Consider the following 14,990-nt stretch of genomic DNA (forward strand, 5'->3'; position numbering starts at 1 on the left):
CCGTCCCCCGTACGGCGGATCCATCCCTTCGGGGGCAGTAGCGGCGCGTTGGGCACCCTCCCCGCGCGACCCCAAATAGCGTCCAGTAGGGTTTGGTCCGCATAAACATCCAAACCCCTGCCTGCGTCAGGGCCGGCGACCGACCCGAACACGGCCGCGGCCGGCCGCGCGGGCCGAGACTCTCGGGAAGGCGCTACGTGAGTCCCTACGGCTCCGACCGCTCGCCGCGGCGCCCGATGCGGCGGAAGCTGCTGCAGGCGCTGACTGCGGGCGTGGTCCTGGCGACCGCCACAGGTTGCTCGTATACATGGAAAAACTTCCCCCGCCTCGGAATGCCGACTCCGGTAACCGAGGAGGCGCCGCGCATCCTCTCCCTGTGGCAGGGATCCTGGGCCGCCGCGCTGATCACGGGCATCCTGGTGTGGGGCCTGATCATCTGGAGCGTCATCTTCCACCGGCGTAGCCGGACGAAGGTGGAGGTCCCCCCGCAGACCCGGTACAACATGCCCATCGAGGCGCTGTACACCGTGGTCCCGCTCATCATCGTTTCGGTGCTCTTCTACTTCACCGCGCGTGACGAGTCGAAGCTGCTCGCCCTCACCCCGAAGCCGCCGCACACGATCAACGTGATCGGCTTCCAGTGGAGCTGGGGCTTCAACTACATCGAGAACGTCGACGGCGACGCGGCGACCCCGAAGGCGGGTGCGGTTCCCAAGGAGCTCGCCTCCATCCCGGACCGCTTCACCAAGGACTTCCCGGCGGGCGCCGAGGGCGTCTACGAGAAGGGCGTCCCGAGCGACCGCAACCCGCAGACGGGCAACCCGGGTCCGACCCTGGTCCTCCCCAAGGGTGAGAAGGTCCGCTTCATCCTGTCGTCGAACGACGTCATCCACTCCTTCTGGGTGGTCCCCTTCCTGTTCAAGCAGGACGTCATCCCGGGCCACACCAACGTCTTCGAGGTCGTCCCGAGCCAAGAGGGCACCTTCATGGGCAAGTGCGCCGAGCTCTGCGGCGTCGACCACTCCCGGATGCTCTTCAACGTCAAGGTGGTCTCGCCCGAGAAGTACCAGGAGTACCTGAAGGGCCTGGCGGAGAAGGGTCAGACCGGCTTCCTCCCCGCCGGCATCCAGCAGACCGACCCGGCCCGGAATGCGGAAGTGAACAAACTGTGAGCATCCTCAACGAATCCCAGGGTGCCGCCGCAGCTGACTCGTACGAGAACGAGCTGCCGGTGCGGCGCAAGCAGCCGGGCAACGTGGTCGTGAAGTGGCTCACCACCACCGACCACAAGACCATCGGCACGATGTACCTGGTCACCTCGTTCGTGTTCTTCATCATCGGCGGTCTGCTGGCGCTCTTCATGCGCGCCGAGCTGGCCCGTCCGGGCACGCAGATCATGTCGAACGAGCAGTTCAACCAGGCGTTCACCATGCATGGCACGATCATGCTGCTGATGTTCGCCACCCCGCTGTTCGCGGGCTTCGCCAACTGGATCATGCCGCTGCAGATCGGTGCGCCCGACGTGGCGTTCCCGCGGCTGAACATGTTCGCGTACTGGCTGTACCTCTTCGGCTCGACCATCGCGGTGGCCGGCTTCGTGACCCCGAACGGCGCCGCCGACTTCGGCTGGTTCGCCTACTCCCCGCTGTCGGACGCGGTTCGCTCGCCCGGCATCGGCGCGGACATGTGGATCATGGGTCTGGCCTTCTCCGGCTTCGGTACGATCCTCGGCTCGGTCAACTTCATCACCACGATCATCTGCATGCGCGCTCCGGGCATGACGATGTTCCGCATGCCGATCTTCACCTGGAACGTGCTGCTGACCGGTGTCCTGGTCCTGCTCGCCTTCCCGGTCCTGGCCGCCGCGCTCTTCGCGCTGGAGGCCGACCGCAAGTTCGGCTCGCACATCTTCGACAGCGCCAACGGCGGCGCACTGCTCTGGCAACACCTCTTCTGGTTCTTCGGACACCCAGAGGTGTACATCATCGCGCTGCCGTTCTTCGGAATCGTTTCCGAGATCATCCCGGTCTTCTCGCGCAAGCCGATGTTCGGTTACATCGGCCTGATCGCCGCGACGATCGCGATCGCCGGCCTCTCGGTGACCGTGTGGGCCCACCACATGTACGTCACCGGCGGTGTACTGCTGCCGTTCTTCTCCTTCATGACCTTCCTGATCGCGGTACCGACCGGTGTGAAGTTCTTCAACTGGATCGGCACCATGTGGAAGGGCTCGCTGTCCTTCGAGACCCCGATGCTCTGGACGATCGGCTTCCTGGTCACCTTCACCTTCGGTGGTCTGACCGGCGTCATCCTGGCCTCGCCCCCGATGGACTTCCACGTCTCCGACTCGTACTTCGTCGTCGCGCACTTCCACTACGTCGTCTTCGGCACCGTGGTGTTCGCGATGTTCGCCGGCTTCCACTTCTGGTGGCCGAAGTTCACGGGCAAGATGCTGGACGAGCGCCTCGGCAAGATCACCTTCTGGACGCTGTTCATCGGCTTCCACGGCACCTTCCTGGTGCAGCACTGGCTGGGCGCCGAGGGCATGCCGCGTCGTTACGCGGACTACCTCGCGGCCGACGGCTTCACCACGCTGAACACGATCTCCACGATCAGCTCCTTCGTGCTCGGCCTGTCGATGCTGCCGTTCATGTACAACGTGTGGAAGACGGCCAAGTACGGCAAGAAGATCGAGGTCGACGACCCGTGGGGCTACGGCCGTTCGCTCGAGTGGGCGACGTCCTGCCCGCCGCCGCGGCACAACTTCCTCACGCTGCCGCGCATCCGTAGCGAGTCGCCCGCCTTCGACCTCCACCACCCGGAGATCGCGGCGCTCGACCACCTCGAGGACCACGGCGCCAAGGCTGCCGTCACCGGTGGCAAGGAGGCCGGCAAGTGAAGATCCAGGGCAAGATGTTCCTCTGGCTCTCCTTCTTCATCCTGATCATGGCCGTCGTGTACGGCGTGTGGTCGAAGGAGCCCGTCGGAACCACCGCGCTCTTCCTGGCCTTCGGCCTGAGCGTCATGATCGGCTACTACCTGGCCTTCACGGCCAAGCGCGTCGACGAGATGGCCCAGGACAACCTGGAGGCCGACGTCGCCGACGAGGCCGGCGAGCTGGGGTTCTTCTCCCCGCACAGCTGGCAGCCGCTCTCGCTCGGCGTCGGTGGCGCGCTCGCCTTCATGGGCGTCATCTTCGGCTGGTGGCTCATGTACTTCTCGGCCCCGATCATCCTGATCGGCCTGTGGGGCTGGGTGTACGAGTACTACCGCGGTGAGAACGCGAACCAGTAGTCGATTAGCAGCACCCGCGCGGCCCGGTCGCGCACCACTTGGGGCCCGGACACCTCCTCGGAGGAGTCCGGGCCCCTCGTTTGCAGTCACCCCGCGCGCCGTAATTGTCATATCTTCATAGCGTTGGCCCCATGAAGCACTCACCGCGTCTTTGGACGGTACTCAGCTGCTCCCTGCTGGTCGCGTCCCTCGGGGCCGGCGCCACCGCATGCGGGTCCGGCGACAACCCGCTGTCAGCCCGTCCGGTGGACGCGGGCGAGCAGGTCGCCTTCAACCAGACCGCAGGCAGCCGCCCCGTCGACCCCAACCGACCCCTTGAGATCACCTCAAAGGCCAAGGGCAGCCGGATCACCGACGTCACGGCCGTGGACACCCACGGCCGCCGCCTGGCGGGCGAACTCAGCGCCAAGGGGGACCGCTGGCACAGCACCGTCCCCATGGCCGCAGGCGTCCGCTACACGGTCACCGTGAGCACGGAGGACCAGCGGGGCACCCCGGGCCAGCGCACGATGGCCTTCGACACCACCCCGTCCAAGGGCGTCCTCAAGGTGGAGTTCGGCCCGGAGGAGGGCAAGTACGGCGTCGGCCAGCCCCTCACCGCCGAACTCAACGAGCCCGTCAAGGACAAGGCGGCCCGAGCCGTCGTCGAACGGGGCCTGATCGTCGACGCCCCGCCCGGGGTCGAAGGCGCCTGGCACTGGGTCGACGACAAGAACCTGCACTACCGCCCGAAGGACTACTGGCCCGCCAACACCAGCGTCTCCGTACGGAGCAACCTGGAGGGCATCAAGATCACCGACGACCTCCACGGAGCCGCCGCCAAGCCGCTGAAGCTGGAGATCGGCGACCGCGTCGAGGTCACCACCGACGCCTCCGCGCACTGGCTGACGTTCAAGCGCAACGGAGAAGTGATCAATTCCATCCCGGTCACCACCGGCAAGCCCGGGTTCTCCACCCGCAACGGCATCAAGGTGGTGCTGGGGAAGCAGTACTACGTACAGATGCGCGGGGACACCGTCGGCATCGGCGGCAGCGAGTACTACAACCTGCCCGTCTACTACGCCACCCGCGTCACCTGGAGTGGTGAATACGTCCACGCCGCGCCGTGGTCCATCGGCTCCCACGGCTACGCCAACGTCAGCCACGGCTGCACCGGCATGAGCACGGGCAACGCCGCCTGGTTCTACGAGAACATCACCGAGGGCGACATCGTCCAGGTGATCAACAGCATCGGCGACGACATGGACATCTTCGGCAACGGGTTCGGGGACTGGAACATGGACTGGAAGGACTGGCGCGAGGGCAGCGCCCTCCTCAAGGGCACCCAGGACGGCCGCAGCCACGTCGACCAGGCCCGCCTCAGGCCGACGGTCTGAGCAGCCGGCCGGGCCCCCGGACCCTGTCCGGGGGCCGCCGCCGTCCTCGGGGGTCAGGCCGCCGAGGAGGACAGCCGGGAGCGCAGCAGACCCGCCAGGGCGTCCGCGAACGCCACCGGATCCACCGGAAGGGTCACGGCGGCGTCGGCACGGCTCCAGGTGGCCAGCCAGGCGTCCTGGGGGCGCCCCATCAGCAGCAGCACCGGAGGGCACCGGAAGATCTCGTCCTTGATCTGCCGGCACACACCCATGCCCCCGGCCGGAACCGCCTCGCCGTCCAGCACGCACACGTCGATGCCGCCCGCGTCCAGCTCCGACAGGACCGCCGGCAGGGTCGCGCACTCCAGGAACTCCACCGGCGGCAGATCCGCGGCGGGACGGCGGCCCGCCGCCAGTCTCACCTGCTCCCGGGTGCCCGCGTCGTCGCTGTAGACCAGAACCCGCGCAGTCGCCCGCATTTCGATCCTCCACGTGTCCCATGAATCACGTTGATGTTGCGCGGGATGCTACTCCTCCCGCCGCCCGGTCAACATCGGTTCGGACATGTGCACGAGGCTGTTCGGAGAGGTGATCTGATGGGCCGTTCGGGCCTTGCACACGCCCCTGACACTCCGAACGGCACCCCCCGGGGTGAGGGCGGGATAAGCGACCGACATAATGTCGGTCGTGGCGACAGCAACGACAGTAGATACCGGGCACGCGCACCCGACGGTCAACCGGCCGAACCTCGTCAGCGTCGGAACCATCATCTGGTTGAGTTCCGAGCTGATGTTCTTCGCGGCCCTCTTCGCGATGTACTTCACCCTGCGATCCGTGACAGGTCCCGAGTACTGGACAGAGCAGGCTTCGGCCTTGAATCTGCCCTTCTCGGCGACGAACACGACGATCCTGGTGCTTTCCTCCCTCACCTGCCAGCTCGGCGTATTCGCCGCGGAGCGCGGTGACGTGAAGAAGCTCCGGACGTGGTTCATCATCACGTTCGTCATGGGTGCGATCTTCATTGGCGGCCAGGTGTTCGAGTACACCGAGCTGGTCAAGCACGAGGGCATGAGCCTCTCGTCCGGTCCGTACGGCTCGGTCTTCTACCTGACCACCGGCTTCCACGGTCTGCACGTGACGGGCGGTCTCATCGCCTTCCTGCTGGTCCTCGGCCGGACGTACGCGGCCAAGAGGTTCACCCACGAACAGGCCACGTCGGCCATCGTCGTGTCCTACTACTGGCACTTCGTCGATGTCGTCTGGATCGGCCTCTTCGCCACGATCTACCTGATCAAGTAGCGAACACGTCACCGGGTCCGACCCGGCACTCCATCCAGACACACCGACGCAGAAGATCCTGACACCGGGGTAATCCGTGAAAAAGCTCTCCGCACGACGACGCCATCCGCTGGCGGCGGTCGTCGTTCTACTCCTCGCGCTGGCGGCCACTGGGGGGCTGTACGCCGCCTTTGCTCCCGCGGGCAAGGCGCAGGCCGATGAAACCGCCCAGTCCCTCGCCATCGAGGAGGGCAAGAAGCTCTACGCCGTGGGTTGCGCAAGCTGCCACGGAACCGGCGGTCAGGGTTCCTCTGACGGCCCGAGCCTGGTCGGCGTCGGCTCCGCGGCCGTCGACTTCCAGGTGAGCACGGGCCGCATGCCCGCCCAGCAGCCCGGCGCCCAGGTGCCGAAGAAGCCGGTCATCTACACCCAGGCGCAGATCGACCAGCTGGCCGCGTACATCGCCTCCCTCGGTGCCGGCCCGATCACGCCGACCGAGAAGCAGTACGACCCGGCGGACGCCGACATCGCCAACGGCGGTGAGCTGTTCCGCAACAACTGCGCGCAGTGCCACAACTTCACCGGTGAAGGCGGCGCGCTGACGAACGGCAAGTACGCCCCCAACCTTGAGGACGTCTCGCCGAAGCACATCTACGAGGCCATGCAGACCGGCCCGCAGAACATGCCCTCCTTCCCCGACAGCACCATGCCGGAGAAGCAGAAGAAGGACATCATCGCGTACCTCCAGAACGTGAACGGTGAGAAGTCGACCAACCCCGGTGGTCTCAAGCTCGGTGGCCTCGGCCCCGTCTCCGAGGGTCTGTTCGGCTGGATCTTCGCTCTGGGTGCGCTGATCGCTGTCGCCGTCTGGGTCGCGGCCCACACCGCTAAGGCCAAGAAGTCATGAGTAGCCAAGAGATTCCCGAAGAGAAGCACCTGCCGAGCGAGCAGGGCGACGCCCACCACGGTGGCGTAGCAGTGGCGGACGACCCGTTCGCCGACCCGGGCCTGCCGGTCCACAAGCCGCGCATCCAGGACATCGACGAGCGTGCGGCGAAGCGCTCCGAGCGCACCGTCGCGATGCTCTTCACGCTGTCGATGCTGGCGACGATCGCCTTCATCGCGTCCTACGTGATCTTCCCGGTCGACAAGATCGTCTACATCTTCCCCATCGGGAAGGTCAGCGCGCTCAACTTCGCCCTGGGCATCACCCTGGGCACGGCCCTCTTCTGCATCGGCGCGGGCGCGGTCCACTGGGCCCGCACCCTGATGTCCGACGTCGAGGTCGCCGCGGAGCGCCACGAGATCGCCGCTCCGCCGGAGGTCAAGGCGCAGGTCCTCCAGGACTTCGCCGACGGCGCCAGCGAGTCCGGCATCGGCCGTCGCCCGCTGATCCGCAACACGATGCTGGGCGCGCTGGCCATGCTGCCGCTCTCCGCCGTCGTGATCATGCGCGACCTGGGCCCGCTGCCCGAGGAGAAGCTGCGCAAGACCCTGTGGGCCAAGGGCAAGCTGCTCATCAACCAGAACACGATGGAGCCGCTGCGTCCCGAGGACGTGCTCGTCGGTTCGCTGACGTTCGCCATGCCCGAGGGCCTGGACGAGCACCAGCACGACTTCCAGGTCCAGATCGCCAAGGCCGCCCTGATGATCGTCCGCATCCAGCCGGACGACATCAAGGACAAGCAGGAACTCGAGTGGTCCCACGACGGGATCGTGGCCTACTCGAAGATCTGCACCCACGTCGGCTGCCCGATCAGCCTGTACGAGCAGCAGACGCACCACGTGCTCTGCCCGTGCCACCAGTCCACCTTCGACCTCTCCGACGGCGCCCGTGTCATCTTCGGCCCGGCCGGTCACGCCCTTCCGCAGCTGCGGATCGGCGTGAATGACGAAGGCTTCCTCGAAGCGCTCGGCGACTTCGAAGAGCCCGTCGGCCCTGCATTCTGGGAGCGCGGATGAGCACCGCCACTGACAACAAGGCGCGCAAAGCGCCGGCCGGCGAGCGGGTAGCGGACTGGGCGGACGGCCGCCTGGGCATCTACAGCCTGGCCAAGGCCAACATGCGCAAGATCTTCCCGGACCACTGGTCCTTCATGCTGGGTGAGATCTGCCTCTACAGCTTCATCATCATCATCCTCACGGGTGTGTACCTGACGCTGTTCTTCCACCCGAGCATGAACGAGGTGGAGTACCACGGCAGCTACGTCCCGATGCAGGGCGTGCTGATGTCCGAGGCCTTCGCCTCGACGCTCGACATCAGCTTCGACGTCCGCGGCGGCCTGCTGATCCGCCAGATCCACCACTGGGCGGCGCTGATCTTCGTCGCGGCGATGATCGTGCACATGATGCGCGTCTTCTTCACCGGCGCGTTCCGCAAGCCGCGCGAGGTCAACTGGATCTTCGGCTTCCTGCTGCTGGTCCTCGGCATGTTCACCGGCTTCACCGGTTACTCGCTGCCGGACGACCTGCTCTCGGGTACCGGTGTCCGCTTCATGCAGGGCGCCATCCTGTCCGTCCCGGTCGTCGGCACGTACCTGTCGATGTTCCTGTTCGGCGGGGAGTTCCCGGGCGGCGACTTCGTCGCGCGCTTCTACTCGGTTCACATCCTGCTGCTGCCCGGCATCATGATGGGCCTCCTCGTGGCCCACCTGATCCTGGTCTTCTACCACAAGCACACCCAGTACGCGGGCCCCGGCAAGACGAACAACAACGTCGTCGGCATGCCGCTGCTGCCGGTCTACATGGCCAAGGCCGGAGGCTTCTTCTTCCTGGTCTTCGGTGTCATCGCGGTCGTCGCCGGCGTCGCCTCGATCAACCCGATCTGGGCCCTCGGTCCGTACCGCCCGGACCACGTGTCCACCGGTGCGCAGCCCGACTGGTACATGGGTATGCCGGAAGGCCTGATCCGTGCCATGCCCGGCTGGGAGATCAACCTGTGGGGCCACACGCTCGTCCTGGGCGTGTTCATCCCGCTGCTGCTCTTCCCGCTGGTGCTCGGTGCGATCGCCGTCTGGCCGTTCATCGAGTCCTGGGTCACCGGCGACAAGCGCGAGCACCACATCCTGGACCGCCCGCGCAACGTCCCGACCCGTACGGCCTTCGGTGTCGCCTGGATCGCGGAGTACATCGTGCTCCTCATCGGCGGCGGCAACGACATGTTCGCCCAGTACTTCCACCTGTCGATCAACTCGATCACGTGGTTCGTCCGGATCGGCTTCTTCGTCGTCCCGGTCCTCGCCTTCATCGTCACCAAGCGGATCTGCCTCGGCCTCCAGCGCCGGGACCACGACAAGGTGCTGCACGGTCGCGAGACCGGCATCATCAAGCGTCTGCCGCACGGTGAGTTCGTCGAGGTCCACGAGCCGCTCCCGCAGGGCAAGCTGCACACCCTCACCGCGCACGAGCAGTACAAGCCGATCGAGATCGGCCCGACGGTCGACGAGAACGGTGTCGAGCGCAAGGTGAAGGCCACCGAGAAGCTGCGCGCGAAGCTCAGCAAGGGCTTCTACGCCGAGGGCAACCAGATCCCGAAGCCCACGGTGGAGGAGTACAAGGAGATCCAGTCCGGCCACGGCCACCACTGATCCCCTGCACCACCGCATGAGGGACTGATTTCGGTCAGTCCTGGTGTCGCCACGGCGAGAGCCCCGTCCAGTGTCCGGACGGGGCTCTTTGCCGTAACCGGGGCTGGATAGGCTGATCTCCGACCCATTCGACGGGGAACCCCTACAGCAGCAGGAGCTGACCATGAACGTTGCGACCCCGGCAGGCGGCGACAGCGTGGCGGCCCGTGGCTGGCCGGGCGTCCTCGACGCCCTGCTGACCGGCCAGGACCTGCGCGCCGACGACACCGCCTGGGCCATGGACCGGATCATGCGGGGGGAGGCCACCGACGCCCAGATCGCCGGCTTCGTGGTCGCCCTGCGCGCCAAGGGGGAGACGGTCGCGGAGATCAACGGCCTGGTACGGGCCATGTACGGGCACGCCAACCTCATCGAGGTGCCCGGCCGCACCGTCGACATCGTCGGCACCGGCGGCGACGGGGCCAAGACGGTGAACATCTCCACGATGTCGGCGGTCGTCGTGGCCGGAACCGGCGCCAAGGTCGTCAAGCACGGCAACCGGGCCGCGTCCTCCGCGAGCGGCTCCTCGGACGTCCTGGAGAAGCTCGGAGTCAACCTCGACCTGAGCACCGCGCGGGTCGTCGAGGTCGCCGAGGAGGCCGGCATCACCTTCTGCTTCGCGGTGAAGTTCCATCCGGCCCTGCGGCACGTCGCCGGGGCCCGCCGCGAACTGGGCATCCGGACCACCTTCAACATCCTCGGCCCGCTGACCAACCCGGCCCGCGTCCGCTCCCAGGCCACCGGCGTGGCGGACCCCCGGATGGCCCCCATCGTGGCGGGCGTGCTCGCCGAGCGCGGCTCGTCAGCGCTGGTCTTCCGCGGCGACGACGGCCTGGACGAACTGACCACCACGGCGACCTCCCGGGTCTGGTGGGTCCGGGACGGGAAGGTCGCCGAGCAGACCTTCGACCCGCGCGACGTCGGCATCCCCCTGGTCGACGTCTCCGCCCTGGCCGGCGGCGACCCCTCGTACAACGCCGACGTGGCCCGCCGCCTGCTGGCCGGCGAGACCGGACCGGTACGCGACGCCGTGCTGCTGAACTCGGCGGCCGCCCTGGTGGCCCTCGACCCGGGCACGGGCAGCCTGGAGGAGCAGATCGCCGCCGGCATCACCCGCGCGGCCGAGTCGATCGACTCCGGTGCCGCCAGGGCCGCACTGGAGCGCTGGGTGACGGCCAGCAACGCCTGACCCGACACACGTTTCGAGCCAGACCCTGGTCCGCCATTCGGACCGGGGTCTTGTGCTCGGGGGATCTTGTGGCAGGATGCTCAGCAGGTCACGAGTGACAGCGTTTAGGCCCCGGCTTGCTGTCCGGCAACCCTCCTTCCGTGGCGGGGTGCCCCGGGTGATGACCAGGTCGTAGGCAGCAAGGCCTACGGCAAGCGCGGATCCCTCGACACCAGGGGTCCTGGTCTCTCGAGGAGCGTTTTCCGTGAGCAAGCGAATGCGATAGGGCGACTGACGCCCCTTCTTCACCCTCGGACCAGGGTCACTTCCGCGTACCGCGACGTCCCGTCCGAGGCCACTCCCGTACCCCGGACGGCCGCACGGCCGTACCCGCGTACGGGCACACCGAAGCCATTCAGCCCTGCCTGCCGGGAGATACCGCCATGTCCGCATCCCTGAACGCCGCCGTCGCCACCGCCGCCACCGCCCACGACCCCGCCTGTGCCGAGCCGCTCGCCGTCCTCGGCCGCGACGTCACCGTCCCGCTCGTCACCGGCGGCGAGGTCACCTACGCGGCCCTCGACTACGCCGCCAGCGCCCCCGCCCTCCAGCGGGTCTGGGACGACGTGGCCGCCTACGCCCCGTACTACGGCAGCGTCCACCGCGGCGCCGGATACCTCTCGCAGCTGTCCACCGACCTCTTCGAGCAGAGCCGCGTCACGGTCGCCGGGTTCCTCGACTGCCGCCCCGGCGACCAGGTCGTCTTCACCCGCTCCACCACCGACTCCCTGAACCTGCTCGCCGCGGTGCTCCCGGCCGACTGCCAGGTCTTCGTCTTCGAGACCGAGCACCACGCCTCGCTCCTGCCGTGGACGAACGCGCAGGTCACCTACCTCAACGCGCCGCGCACCCCGGCCGAGGCCGTCGCCACCCTGGAGCGGGCGCTCGCCGACCGCGAGCCCTACGGCCCGGCGCTCGTGTGCGTCACCGGCGCGTCCAACGTCACCGGCGAGCTGTGGCCGGTGAAGGAACTCGCCGCCGCTGCGCACGCCCACGGCGCGCGGATCGTGCTGGACGCCGCCCAGCTGGCCCCGCACCACCCCGTCTCGGTGCGGGACCTCGACGTCGACTGGGTCGCCTTCTCCGGCCACAAGCTCTACGCGCCCTTCGGTTCGGGCGTCCTCGCCGGCCGCGCCGACTGGCTCCAGGAGGGCGAGCCGTACCTGGCCGGCGGCGGTGCCTCCCGCAAGGTCTCCCGCCGCGAGGACGGCGGCGTGGACGTCGAGTGGCACACCACGGCGGCCCGCCACGAGGCCGGCTCCCCGAACGTCATCGGCGTCTACTCCATCGCCTCCGCCTGCCGGGCCCTGACCGAGGCCGGCTTCGACAACCTGGTGGCGCGCGAGCAGCAGTTGGTGACCCGGGTCCGCGAGGGCCTCGCCGAGGTCCCGGCCGTCCGGGTCCTGTCCCTCTTCGGGGAGGACGCCCCGCGGGTCGGCGTCATCTCCTTCGTCGTGGACGGCTGGAACAGCTCCCACTTCGCCGCCGCGCTGTCCGCCGAGTACGGGATCGGCGTACGGGACGGCCTGTTCTGCGCCCACCCGCTGGTGCGGACCCTGCTGGGCAGCGAGCCGCAGGCCCAGGGCGAGTGCGGGGCCCCCGAGGCCGCCCCGGGCGAGCGCTCCCTGAACGCGATCCGCGTCAGCTTCGGCGCGGGCACCCCGGACGAGCACGTGGAGCGCTTCGTCCGGGCGGTGAAGGAGCTCGTCGCGGACGGCGCGAAGTGGCAGTACCGCACGGAGGAGGGCCGCTGCGTCCCCGCGGTCTGACAGTGCGGACTGGCATCGTACGGATCATGAGCTACTGGGATCCGATACCGACGGTGTGGGCGTGCGTGGAGGGGGAGCCGCTGCCCGGGCTCTCCGAGTGGGTGCCCGCGTACAACCACTCGTGGGACGCCTGCCCCGACGTGTGGCAGGAGCGCAACTGGCGGAACGTACCGGGGCCGTTCTACGGGGCGATGACCGACAGCTGCTGGGTGGGCCGGGGCGTGGCTCCGGACCACATCCTGTACGACGACGAGTACGGGCTGGAGTTCGTCTACCGCCAGCCGCGCACCCCCGAGGAGACGCACCGGGTCATGGCCGCGGCCTGGCAGGACCCGATGGAGGGCTTCCAGTGCGACGGGGACGAGCGGTGGACGCCGGAGCTGGTGCGGGAGTGGTGGCGGGACCGGGGGCGCGTCCGGGAGTGGGCCGTGGCGCTGGACCGGACGTGGTCCGTGTCGAAGGACGAGGACGAACGCGAGGCGGCGGGCGGTGCGCGGGCGTACGTGGCGTACATCGACGACGGCCTCGCGGACTACCTCCGCGGCTACCTCTTCTGGCTGGCCGAACGCCGCCCACCCGCCGCGGGCGAGCCCCTGCCGAAGCTCTGACCCTGCGGGGGGCTCGGCGGTGTGCGGTTCGGGCCGGCCCGTGCGGGGTCGCTGCGCGGCTTGGCGGTGTCGGGGGTGGGGCGGTGCCCCGCACGAGGGTCTCCTCGGCTCGGCGCGTGCGGGGTGTCGCGGCCAGGCGGGTTCGGTTGCGCGCTCGTCCTGCCGGGACCCTCCTGCGTGTCCCCACCCCACGCCAGCGCTCCGGAAGTCCACGGGGCCCGAGGGGAGTGGGGACGTGGCGGGGTGTCCCCGCAGGACGAGCGCGCGACCACCCTGCACAGCCGGGACATACCCGCACGCGCCGAGCCGAGGAGACACCCCGGCGGCGGGCCCGCTCCCCGACCGGGCCGACCCCGCCCCGCTGGATCGAGCCGCCCGCAGGGCAGGGGCCGGATCCGCACACCGCGCCGGAGGCGTCAGGCGTCCAGGCCGATGGCGAACGCCGCCTCCAAGTCGTGCTGCGAGTACGTACGGAACGCCACGTGCGTGTCCGTCGCCTTGACGCCCGGGATCTTGCTGATGCGGCCGGGGATGATGTCGGCCAGGTTCTCGTGGCGGTTCACGCGGACCAGCGCGATCAGGTCGTACGTTCCGGTGACGGAGTAGACCTCGCTGACGTTCTCGAGGGCGGCGATGGACTCGGCGATCTCGGGGATGCGGTCCACGCTGGTCTTGATGAGCACGATCGCGGTGATCACGGCTGGCTGTCTCCCTCGGTGGCCGTCGCTGGTCGCCTCACTCTAGTCGCACCCCGATACCGGGCCCACGCGTAGAGGAACCCGAGCGAGAACCCCACCAGATGGGCCAGATAGGCGACCCCCGGCCCGCTCTCCGCGCGGTGCGCGGCCACCCACTGGAGGGCGAACCAGAACAGCAGCACGATCCACGCCGGGAACCGCAGCGGCAGGAAGAAGAGGAAGGGGAACAGGCTCGTCACCCGTGCCCGCGGCAGCAGGTACAAGAACGCCCCCAGGACGGCGGAGATCGCCCCCGACGCGCCCACCAGCGTCTGCGCGGACTCCGCGTTGGCCGCCGCGTACGCCGCCAGCGCCAGGTAGCCCGTACAGAGGTAGAAGACGAGGAACGCCGGGCGGCCCATCCGCTCCTCGGCCATCGCGCCGAAGACGAAGAGGAAGAGCATGTTCCCGAGCAGGTGCAGCCAGCTGCCGTGGACGAACAGCGCGGTCAGCGGCGTCAGCCAGGCGCGCGGCGCGTCCGTGAACAGCTCGTCCGGGACCACGCCCCACCGCCGGAAGTACGCGGTGCCCGCGGCCAGCAGCTCGTCGCCGGTCCCGTAGACCGGGTTGAGCCCCGACGCGGGGCTCAGGACGAACACCACACCGCAGCCCGCGATCAGCGCGTGGGTGACCACCGGTCCCCGGGCAGCCTCGCGCAGGGCCCGCCACCTTACGATCATGTGACAGAGCATGACGCAACGCGACCCACCTGAAGCGGTGGCAGGCCGTAGGGTTACGAGCTGCGGTGCACAGGCCGACGCGGACGGCCGAACGGACCGCTTTAATTGAATCAGCTACGAAGGAGTGAGCAGCCCGATGACGGTTCCCCTGCCGACCGACACGACGCGGTGGCGCTGCACCCTGTGCGGCAACCTCACGCGCTTCGACGTCACCCGTTCGTCGAAGGTCGTCGAGTACGTCCACCTGGACCTCGCCGGGGAGCCCAAGGTCGAGGAGCGCGAGGTGGTCAATGAGACCATCGAGTCGGTCCGCTGCCGCTGGTGCAACGCGGTGGACCAGATCGAGCTCGTGGACAGGCCGGGCGCGGACTCCTAAGGAGCCCCGTCCGCAGGTAGACCATCACGGTAGGGGTGA

At 68.4% G+C, this 14,990-nt stretch carries 15 protein-coding genes and 1 riboswitch; of the genes, 12 read left to right on the plus strand and 3 right to left on the minus strand.

Features of this window, described 5'->3' with window-relative positions:
* The first annotated feature begins 197 nt into the window (after positions 1-197).
* The 4 genes from ctaC (at position 198) to OHA91_RS26985 (ending at position 4,670) form a co-directional block, all read left to right on the plus strand.
* Positions 198-1,172 (plus strand): aa3-type cytochrome oxidase subunit II, encoded by a 975-nt coding sequence (gene ctaC / locus OHA91_RS26970; protein WP_031153099.1) that lies wholly within the window; start codon positions 198-200, stop codon positions 1,170-1,172.
* On the plus strand, positions 1,169-2,899 hold the full coding sequence (gene ctaD, locus OHA91_RS26975) for an aa3-type cytochrome oxidase subunit I (RefSeq protein ID WP_031153097.1): 1,731 nt from the start codon (positions 1,169-1,171) through the stop codon (positions 2,897-2,899). The genes ctaC and ctaD overlap by 4 nt, the downstream gene beginning before the upstream one ends.
* A complete protein-coding gene (locus OHA91_RS26980; protein WP_031153095.1) occupies positions 2,896-3,294 on the plus strand; it encodes a cytochrome c oxidase subunit 4 in 399 nt (132 codons plus the stop codon). Before ctaD ends, OHA91_RS26980 begins: the two co-directional genes overlap by 4 nt.
* 131 nt (positions 3,295-3,425) lie before the next feature.
* Positions 3,426-4,670, plus strand: a complete 1,245-nt coding sequence (locus OHA91_RS26985; protein ID WP_031153093.1) for a L,D-transpeptidase — start codon at positions 3,426-3,428, stop codon at positions 4,668-4,670.
* 53 nt (positions 4,671-4,723) lie between these two features.
* Here the strand turns inward: OHA91_RS26985 and OHA91_RS26990 are convergent, their stop codons facing one another.
* Positions 4,724-5,128 (minus strand): DNA-binding transcriptional response regulator, encoded by a 405-nt coding sequence (locus tag OHA91_RS26990; RefSeq protein WP_031153091.1) that lies wholly within the window; start codon positions 5,126-5,128, stop codon positions 4,724-4,726.
* Between the two features lie 199 nt (positions 5,129-5,327).
* Here OHA91_RS26990 and ctaE point away from each other — a divergent pair, with 199 nt between their 5' ends.
* The 7 genes from ctaE to OHA91_RS27025 all read left to right on the plus strand — a co-directional run bounded on the left by ctaE (position 5,328) and on the right by OHA91_RS27025 (position 13,158).
* Complete coding sequence (ctaE, locus tag OHA91_RS26995; protein ID WP_030036314.1) at positions 5,328-5,948, plus strand: aa3-type cytochrome oxidase subunit III; 621 nt, start codon at positions 5,328-5,330, stop codon at positions 5,946-5,948.
* Positions 5,949-6,024: 76 nt separating this feature from the next.
* Positions 6,025-6,834, plus strand: a complete 810-nt coding sequence (gene qcrC, locus OHA91_RS27000; protein WP_030036316.1) for a cytochrome bc1 complex diheme cytochrome c subunit — start codon at positions 6,025-6,027, stop codon at positions 6,832-6,834.
* Positions 6,831-7,889 (plus strand): cytochrome bc1 complex Rieske iron-sulfur subunit, encoded by a 1,059-nt coding sequence (gene qcrA, locus OHA91_RS27005; protein WP_031153089.1) that lies wholly within the window; start codon positions 6,831-6,833, stop codon positions 7,887-7,889. The genes qcrC and qcrA overlap by 4 nt, the downstream gene beginning before the upstream one ends.
* The gene (gene qcrB / locus OHA91_RS27010; protein WP_031153086.1) at positions 7,886-9,514 is read left to right on the plus strand and encodes a cytochrome bc1 complex cytochrome b subunit; all 1,629 of its coding nucleotides are present in this window, start codon (positions 7,886-7,888) and stop codon (positions 9,512-9,514) included. The genes qcrA and qcrB overlap by 4 nt, the downstream gene beginning before the upstream one ends.
* 163 nt (positions 9,515-9,677) lie before the next feature.
* Positions 9,678-10,742, plus strand: a complete 1,065-nt coding sequence (gene trpD / locus OHA91_RS27015) for an anthranilate phosphoribosyltransferase (protein WP_031153085.1) — start codon at positions 9,678-9,680, stop codon at positions 10,740-10,742.
* 86 nt (positions 10,743-10,828) lie between these two features.
* Positions 10,829-10,945: riboswitch (SAM riboswitch) on the plus strand.
* Between the two features lie 219 nt (positions 10,946-11,164).
* Positions 11,165-12,550, plus strand: coding sequence for an aminotransferase class V-fold PLP-dependent enzyme (locus tag OHA91_RS27020; RefSeq protein ID WP_328740189.1), 1,386 nt, complete (start codon positions 11,165-11,167; stop codon positions 12,548-12,550).
* Positions 12,551-12,576: 26 nt separating this feature from the next.
* On the plus strand, positions 12,577-13,158 hold the full coding sequence (locus tag OHA91_RS27025; RefSeq protein ID WP_328740190.1) for a ferredoxin: 582 nt from the start codon (positions 12,577-12,579) through the stop codon (positions 13,156-13,158).
* 416 nt (positions 13,159-13,574) lie between these two features.
* Here OHA91_RS27025 and OHA91_RS27030 read toward each other — a convergent pair whose 3' ends face one another.
* Positions 13,575-13,856 carry an Lrp/AsnC family transcriptional regulator gene (locus OHA91_RS27030; protein WP_328740191.1) on the minus strand — a complete coding sequence of 94 codons (282 nt, stop codon included), beginning with the start codon at positions 13,854-13,856 and terminating at the stop codon, positions 13,575-13,577.
* Positions 13,853-14,575, minus strand: coding sequence for a rhomboid family intramembrane serine protease (locus tag OHA91_RS27035; protein WP_245240162.1), 723 nt, complete (start codon positions 14,573-14,575; stop codon positions 13,853-13,855). Before OHA91_RS27035 ends, OHA91_RS27030 begins: the two co-directional genes overlap by 4 nt.
* A 136-nt stretch (positions 14,576-14,711) precedes the next feature.
* On the opposite strand from OHA91_RS27035, the gene OHA91_RS27040 reads away from it, so the two are divergent.
* Complete coding sequence (locus OHA91_RS27040; protein ID WP_008738811.1) at positions 14,712-14,951, plus strand: hypothetical protein; 240 nt, start codon at positions 14,712-14,714, stop codon at positions 14,949-14,951.
* Positions 14,952-14,990 lie beyond the last annotated feature (39 nt).

Source organism: Streptomyces erythrochromogenes (assembly GCF_036170895.1).
Classification (GTDB): Bacteria; Actinomycetota; Actinomycetes; order Streptomycetales; family Streptomycetaceae; genus Streptomyces; species Streptomyces erythrochromogenes.

What these genes read in the sequence shown, in the direction of transcription:
- OHA91_RS26985 (WP_031153093.1), top strand. Translation starts at nt 3,426, where the DNA reads ATGAAGCACTCACCGCGTCTTTGGACGGTACTCAGCTGCTCCCTGCTG.
- OHA91_RS26990 (WP_031153091.1), bottom strand. Translation starts at nt 5,128, where the DNA reads ATGCGGGCGACTGCGCGGGTTCTGGTCTACAGCGACGACGCGGGCACC.
- ctaE (WP_030036314.1), top strand. Translation starts at nt 5,328, where the DNA reads ATGTCGGTCGTGGCGACAGCAACGACAGTAGATACCGGGCACGCGCAC.
- qcrA (WP_031153089.1), top strand. Translation starts at nt 6,831, where the DNA reads ATGAGTAGCCAAGAGATTCCCGAAGAGAAGCACCTGCCGAGCGAGCAG.
- qcrB (WP_031153086.1), top strand. Translation starts at nt 7,886, where the DNA reads ATGAGCACCGCCACTGACAACAAGGCGCGCAAAGCGCCGGCCGGCGAG.
- trpD (WP_031153085.1), top strand. Translation starts at nt 9,678, where the DNA reads ATGAACGTTGCGACCCCGGCAGGCGGCGACAGCGTGGCGGCCCGTGGC.
- OHA91_RS27020 (WP_328740189.1), top strand. Translation starts at nt 11,165, where the DNA reads ATGTCCGCATCCCTGAACGCCGCCGTCGCCACCGCCGCCACCGCCCAC.
- OHA91_RS27025 (WP_328740190.1), top strand. Translation starts at nt 12,577, where the DNA reads ATGAGCTACTGGGATCCGATACCGACGGTGTGGGCGTGCGTGGAGGGG.
- OHA91_RS27035 (WP_245240162.1), bottom strand. Translation starts at nt 14,575, where the DNA reads ATGATCGTAAGGTGGCGGGCCCTGCGCGAGGCTGCCCGGGGACCGGTG.
- OHA91_RS27040 (WP_008738811.1), top strand. Translation starts at nt 14,712, where the DNA reads ATGACGGTTCCCCTGCCGACCGACACGACGCGGTGGCGCTGCACCCTG.